We start from the raw sequence: 7,043 nt of genomic DNA, 5'->3' as shown, positions 1-7,043 counted from the left end.
CCGAACGACAGTTACGTCCCGCCGTCATCGCTCGCAAGGTCTCTTGCGGCAACAAGACCGAATCCGGCGCTCGCACTTGGGAGATTTTAGCTTCCTTGGCGGCTACGGCTGCCCAATCTGACGACTCCTTTATTGACCTCATTGCCCAGGCCATGCCTTGGCAGGCTTCGACCTGAGTGAGCATCGCTAAACAGATACGGCCAAGATGCCGGGGATCTGACCTGAGTGCTAATACATATTTTATGTGTTTTGTCAATCCCCTATCTCGAAAAGTTTTCTGCACCACTAAGTATTATCCGGTCATCCCATTACCACGCTTCCTCGGAAGGATCAATGTAAATACTGCTCCGTGGGGCGTTCGGTTTTCCACAGAAATCGTGCCGCCGTGGGCTTCGATGGCAGTTTTGCAAAACGCTAATCCCAATCCCGTTTGAGAAACTCCTTGCATGATTTGACCGATTTCAAAAGGCTCGAAAATCTGCTGTCGAACTTCTGGCTTGACGCCCGGGCCGTCGTCGGCAACGCGAACGTACAGGTCGCCCTCGTCCCCGTATTCGATCGCGATTTCGACAGTCGAGCCTTTCGGCGAAAACTTCATGGCGTTGGCTAATAAATTATCGAGAACCCGACGACAGATCGTTTCGTCGGCGTCGATGGTGTGTCGAACGTCGGGAAAACGGACGACGAGTTGGATTTGTTTGCGTTCGGCGAGAGTCTCGAACTCGCTCAACGTGGTGCGAACCAAACTGACGAAATCGACGGGTTGGTAATGAAGCTGTAACTTATTGGCATACACTTTGGCCACGATCAACAAGCTATCGACCATCGACTGCAACCGCAACCCCGAACTACTGATGTATTTGACGTATTTTCGTTGTTTGGTGTCGAGGGGAGTCGTGGCTAACATATCTGCCGACATCACGATGCTGCTAAGGGGATTTCGGAAATCGTGAACTAAAGCGTTCGATAACTCTTCGCGGGCTTTTAATAATGCCTTTAACTGGTCGTATTGTTGTTTGACGCGCAGTAGCGATCGCACCCGCGCCCGCAACTCCACTGCGTTAACTGGCTTACTAATAAAATCGTTCGCACCGGCTTCGATTCCCTTGGCTAAATCGAGCTTTGAATCGAGTGCCGTTACCATTAAAATCGGTACGTGCTGATACTGGGAGCGCGATCGAATATAGCGACACACCTCGAACCCGTCGAATTCCGGCATCATCGCATCGAGCAGGATCGTATCGGGAAGCTGGCGTTCGATTTCCTGTAACGCCTCCCGGCCGCTTTGGGCAAATACCAGGTCGTACCCTTCGCGAAACAACAAAATCTCGACGACTTCAAAATTGTCTGGCTCGTCGTCTACTACTAAGAGTTTCGGGGTATCGTTCATCAACATTTGCGTCGTTCCGTCTCAGCCTTTGCCAAACCGACCGATCGAGAGCGACGGGCCTCCAAATAACAACAAGAAAATTGATACGGGGACGACGAAGTTCTCATAGCTGTTCGGTGGCTTCACGGGGTTCCCCAACACTCAGCCAACTGTCGCCACGGGATTGCCAAACAACGGCAGTCTCGAAGACCGGACTGTCGTTGTCGTCTCTCGAGCGAACGTCGGCGTTAAAAGACATCGCGTTCTCGAGATCGACAGCAAGATCGCCTTCACGTACCCGCCAGATCGAGATCCCAAACTGTAACGTTTGGGAATGTCCGATCTCAGCTCCTGCCAACTGAGAAGGACGTTAAAGGATAGATTCTGACTCGGCCGTCGGAGACAGTAACCGTTCGAGGGTCTCTAGCAACAGTTTTAAACGCACGGGCTTAGGAATGTAATCGTCTGCACCAGCTTCGAGGCAGCGATCGCGATCGCCAGCCATCGCTAACGCCGTCAGTGCGACGATCGGTACGTCGGCAATATCGGCTTCGCCTCGGATGCGAGCGATCGCCTCCAATCCATCGACTAACGGCATTTGTACGTCCATCAAAATAACGTCCGGTCGATGTTGTTTGGTTTGGCGAAAGGCATCTAAACCGTTCTGGGCGATCGCCGTGCGGTAGCCGTTGGCGCAGAGGAAACTCACCAACATTTCAGCACTGGCTTTGTGGTCTTCAGCTAACAAAACCAAAGGTTTTTCAACGTCCGGTATAGAGGGCGAGGAAGACAAAAGATTCTCGACGTCCTCTTCTTCGATCGCACGTTGTCCTTGAGAAATTTGGGCGGGAATCCACACCGTAAAGCAACTTCCACCCCCGACGCGACTGTCGACCTCGATGCGACCGCCGTGAAGTTCCGTCAACCGCTTCACCAACGACAACCCCAGACCCGTTCCGCTGTAAGTGCGACACAGACGGCTATCGATCTGCACGAACGGCTCGAACAGGCGATCGCAATCTTCCGGGGCGATGCCGATTCCCGTATCGCTGACGGCAAAGACCGCGTAAAACTTATCGTTGGCGTCGGAACTCTCGCTTACCAACGAGACGTCCAAACTCACGCGACCGCCCTCGGGAGTAAACTTCACGGCATTGCTGAGTAGGTTAACCAAAACCTGACGCATCCGTCGTTCGTCGATATCCAGCACCACCGAGTTGTCGCGCACTTCGAGATGGAGGTGGATGTTTTTTTTCGCTGCCATCTGTTTCACGAAACTGAGACTCGACTCGCACAGCGGTAATAGCGTCGTCGGCGATCGATGGAGTTCGAGGTGTCCGGCTTCGATTTTGGATAAGTCGAGGATGTCGTTAATTAATTCCAATAAATGCCGACCGCTGCGTTCGATGATGCCGATCGCTTTGATTTCCCGATCGTCCAGCGCCCCGTAAACTTGTTCTAACAAGCCTTCGGAAATGCCTAAAATTGCGTTGAGGGGCGTTCTCAGCTCGTGGCTCATGTTGGCGAGAAATTCGTCTTTGAGGCGGGTGGCTCGGGCGAGTTCGGCGTTGGTGCGTCGGAGCGTCTCTTCAAAGCCTTTGCGATCGGTAATGTCGAGAACGGTGCCTAAAAATCCCCACAACTGGCCGTTGGCATCGAAAATCGGTTCGCCGCGAGCGGAGAGATAGCCCAGTTCCCCCGTATCGCGGTAGAAGCGATACTCGACGGCAAACGATTGTTGGGCGGCCACAGCCTGTTCGACGGTGTCGCGGTGACGCGGGCGGTCGTCGGGGTGGATGCAGGCGTCTAACTCGGCGTAAGTGGGAGCGCCTCGGTGGAGATCGCGCTTGAAAATGCGGAAGGTTTCCTCAGACCACTCGATCTGGCCGGTGTCGAGGTGGTATTCCCAACTGCCCAAACAGGCGATGCGTTGGGCGCTCAGCAACCGAGCTTGGCTCTTGCGAAGTTGCACTTCGGCCGTTTTGCGATCGCTGATGTCGCTGACGCGAACCAAGTTAAACCGGGTTCCGGCCACTTCGATGGTTTTGGCGGCTAAATTACCCCAGAAGTAGCGACCGCGACAGGTTACGTATTCGATTTCGCGACTCCAAAACCCCCGGTCTCGAATCTCGCGGGCGATGTCTCGAATTTCTTCGGGGGCAAAGGGATAGCGCTGTAAGCTGTTCCCTTCGAGACCCACGAGTTCCCATTTCGACTCGGCCTCGAACAGTTCTAAAGCGCGGCGGTTGCAATCAACGGTCAACAGCGAATCGGGATCGACGAGAAACAGGGCGTCGGTCGATTCGTTGAAAATTGCCTCTCGTAAGTCGCGGTTCTGGACTAAATCGAGTTCGACGTGCTTGCGCTCGGTGATGTCTTCTGCCACGCCGACGATGCGATCGATCTGGCCGGTTTCGTCGGTTACGGGAAAGGCGCGATCGCGAATCCAACGCAGTTGTCCGTCCGATCGCACGATGCGATATTCTTCGTCGAGAGTTCCGCCGTTAAAGGATTTAAAAAGACCGAGAACGCGATCGCGATCGTCGGGGTGAATCGAAGCTTCCCACGCTTCCTGAGTTTTGGGATATCCCGGCCCCCACAGACGCTCGTAAGACGGGCTGACGTACAGCAGTTCCTCGAATCCGGGGGTGACGATCGAAAAGACGTCCTCGATGGTTTCGGCCAGTTGCCGAAATTTGGCTTCGCTCTCTTTCAGTGCCGCGTCGGTCGCTTTGCGAGCCGTGATGTCGAAAAACATACCATCCCACACGAGGGATCCGTCCGGTTGGCGTTCGGGTTCTGAGAGTCCTTGAATCCAAACGAGACGACCTGAAGGGGCGATAAAGCGTCCTTCCCAATGCCAACGGCTTCGAGTGCGAACCGAACGGTCGATCGAGGTGTCAAAGCTGGGGCGATCGTCGGGGTGAATCCGGTCGAACAACGTCCTCGCGTCGCGACAGACGCCTTCGGGGTCGAGTTCGAGCAGATCTCGCAGGCGATCGCTGACGTAGAGAAAGGTTTGCCTTCCCTCGAGATCGCGGACGAACTGATAAATGACCCCCGGTGCGTTGGCGGCAATGCGTTGAAACCGGGCTTCGCTGGCTTGCAGTGCCAGTTCGGCCTGTTTGCGATCGGTAATGTCGGTATCGGTTCCCATCATCTTCAGGGGCGTTCCCGACGCGTCTAGCCACACTCGCCCCCGCACGAGAATCCATCGCAACGAGCCGTCTTTGTGAACCATGCGATGCTCGAAGACATACTCGGGGGTGCGTCCGTCGAAACAAGCGGTGGCGGCCTCCATGACCGCGTCGCGATCGTCGGGATAGACATACTGCACCCAGCGATCGATGTCGTTGGGGATTTCGTCGTCCTCGTACCCCAAAAGGGCTTTGACGTTGGGATCGAGGTAAAACTCGCCGGTTTGAAGGTTCCACTCCCAAATCCCCACTCGGGCGGCGCGGGTGGCTAAGGCATATCGCTGCTGGCTGGTTCGCAGGGCGTCTTCGGCGGCTTTGCGAGAGCTGATGTCGAGGGCGATGGCTAGAAACAGCGATGTTCCAGATTGTTCGATTTGCTGGAGGCGAACGTCGACGGGATAGGTGCTGCCGTCAGCCCGTTGGTGGACGGTTTCAAAGATGAGTTGGGGGACGCGACCGTCGACCAGGGGGGCGACGTGCTGGCGAAACCGATCGCGGGTGAAATGGGGGGTGATGTCGAGAACGCTCGCCCGCGCCATCTCTTCAGCCGTGTAGCCCAGGTTTTGCAACGCCCCGCGATTGACGTAACGAAATTGCAGGGTTTCGGCATCGATAATGTAAATTTCGTTGAGACTGGCTTCGAGAACGTCGAGCAGTTGCGATCGCTCGGCGGTTTCGGCACGCAGTTGGGCGGTGCGCTGTTCGACTTGGCTCTCGAGGGTGCGGTTGAGGTCTTGTAAGGCCAGTTCGGCCTGTTTGCGATCGGTAATATCGGCGATCGCACCGATGAGTTTGACGGGCTGACCGTTTTCGCAGACGACGCGAGCGGTGGTTCTCACCCAGCGCGATCGCCCGGTCGCGGTGAGAAAGGGAACTTCGAGATCGTAACCCCGACCGCTTTCGAGAGCGAGGGCAAACGCCTCGCAGACAGTATCTCGAGCCTCGTCGGGATAGAATTCGAGCAATCGGTCGATATCGAGCAGGGGATGGGGGGAAACATCGCAGGGAAGTTCGTGAATGCGATACATTTCCTCAGTCCAGATGACTTTGCCCGCTCGCAGGTCGATCGACCACCCTCCAACTCGACTGAGACGTTGGGTTTCTTGCAGGAGGGTTTCGTTCTGGCGCAGGTGTTCTTCGGCGTGTTTGCGATCGGTGATGTCCTCGAAGGTGCCTAAAATACCGATGATGTTTCCGTCGGGATCGAGCAGCGGGACTTTGTGGGTACGTATCCAGCGAGTGTGACGCGAGGACGCCTCGCCGCGACCTTCGACGATGGTAATGGGTTCTTCGAGGTGGAGTTTGTCCCGTCCCGAGGCCATGATTTCGAGGTCGTCGGCTCGGTAGAGAGGGGCTTCGCGATACCAGGGACAGTCGAAGTCGCTCGCTCCGACGAGGTCGTCGGGATCGTCGCGTCCCGCAAGTTCGGCGAGTTTTCGGTTACATCCGAGAAAGCGACCGTCGCGATCTTTCCAAAAAATGGGTTGGGGGACGGTATCGAGAACGAGGCGCAAAAAGGCTTGGCTGTTGCGGGCGGCAGTTTGGGCGGCTCGGTGTTCGGTCAGATCTCGCACGATCGCCACACCGGCTTCGATAGGTTCGTTTTCGTCTCCGATGGGGACGACGCAGATGTTGTAGTGACGACAGCCGAAGAAAAGGTCGTCACAGGCTCGATCGCCCGCCAGGGCTTGACGGTACAGGGGTTCGATCGCCGCACAGGTGTCGGGGGGTAAGACGTCCCAGATCGTTTTTCCTTCGAGTTCGTCTTTTTGAAAGCCTCGGGTTTGGCAGTTCCAACCGCCGACGGCTTGATAGCGCAAGTGGCGATCGAACAGGAGGACGGCACCCTCGGGAAAGTTATCGATGAGGGTACGCACTCGTTGCTGGCTGCGGTGCAAGCGCTCTTGGAGCTGGCGGTTGCGGGTTTCGAGGTCGCGCACGCGTTCGGCGCGATCGATGGCGGTGCTGAGGTGAACCGCGAAGTGGTGCAGGACGGCTCGCTCGGCGTCGTTCCGTTGTTTCTGTTGAGGGCAGTTTCCGACCCGGATCGCTCCCCATTGGCGAGCGTCGGACCTGTGAAGGGGAACGGTGAGGTCGGTGTCTGCAATCTGGGGTTGGGGGAAGGCGGCAACGATGCGTGTGCTTCCGTCTGTGTCGTAACGCACGATCGCCACGCGATCGCCCTCGAGCCAACGCTGTATTTCTTCGACGGCTGCCTGTAAGATGTCTTCGAGTTCGAGCGATCGCCCCACGCGCAGCGCCATTTCTGCGGCGATCTGGGCGGGATCGGGAGGTGGCACACAGCGATCGTCGGTTTCGTTGCCACACCATGCTAAAGCATCGGCAACTCTTGCGAATTCAACAACGCGACAGGGAGGTAGATGTTGTTGCACCCGTTGGCGACAGACGGTTCGAGTCTCGAGAGAGTTATCGATGAGTAGAACAGTAAGGGAATGAGTCACGGTTGTTTTCGGTTG

4 protein-coding genes are annotated in these 7,043 nt (G+C 56.2%); all 4 read right to left on the bottom strand.

Going from position 1 to position 7,043, the window contains the following annotated elements; genetic code table 11:
• A partial coding sequence (locus POG22_RS18605) for a hypothetical protein (RefSeq protein ID WP_498906763.1) occupies positions 1 to 184 on the bottom strand: 184 nt, incomplete at its 3' end.
• Positions 185 to 292: 108 nt separating this feature from the next.
• Positions 293 to 1,390 (bottom strand): ATP-binding response regulator, encoded by a 1,098-nt coding sequence (locus tag POG22_RS18600; protein ID WP_063719725.1) that lies wholly within the window; start codon positions 1,388 to 1,390, stop codon positions 293 to 295.
• A gap of 103 nt (positions 1,391 to 1,493) precedes the next feature.
• Positions 1,494 to 1,628 carry a hypothetical protein gene (locus tag POG22_RS18595; RefSeq protein ID WP_498906762.1) on the bottom strand — a complete coding sequence of 45 codons (135 nt, stop codon included), beginning with the start codon at positions 1,626 to 1,628 and terminating at the stop codon, positions 1,494 to 1,496.
• Between the two features lie 111 nt (positions 1,629 to 1,739).
• A complete protein-coding gene (locus POG22_RS18590) occupies positions 1,740 to 7,028 on the bottom strand; it encodes a PAS domain S-box protein (RefSeq protein WP_498906761.1) in 5,289 nt (1,762 codons plus the stop codon).
• Positions 7,029 to 7,043: the final 15 nt, after the last annotated feature.

This window comes from Geitlerinema sp. CS-897, from assembly GCF_028368005.1.
Taxonomy (GTDB): Bacteria; Cyanobacteriota; Cyanobacteriia; order Cyanobacteriales; family Geitlerinemataceae; genus Baaleninema; species Baaleninema simplex.
The sequence above is the reverse complement of the archived record's forward strand: the minus strand, read 5'-3'. Positions and strand labels throughout refer to the sequence as shown.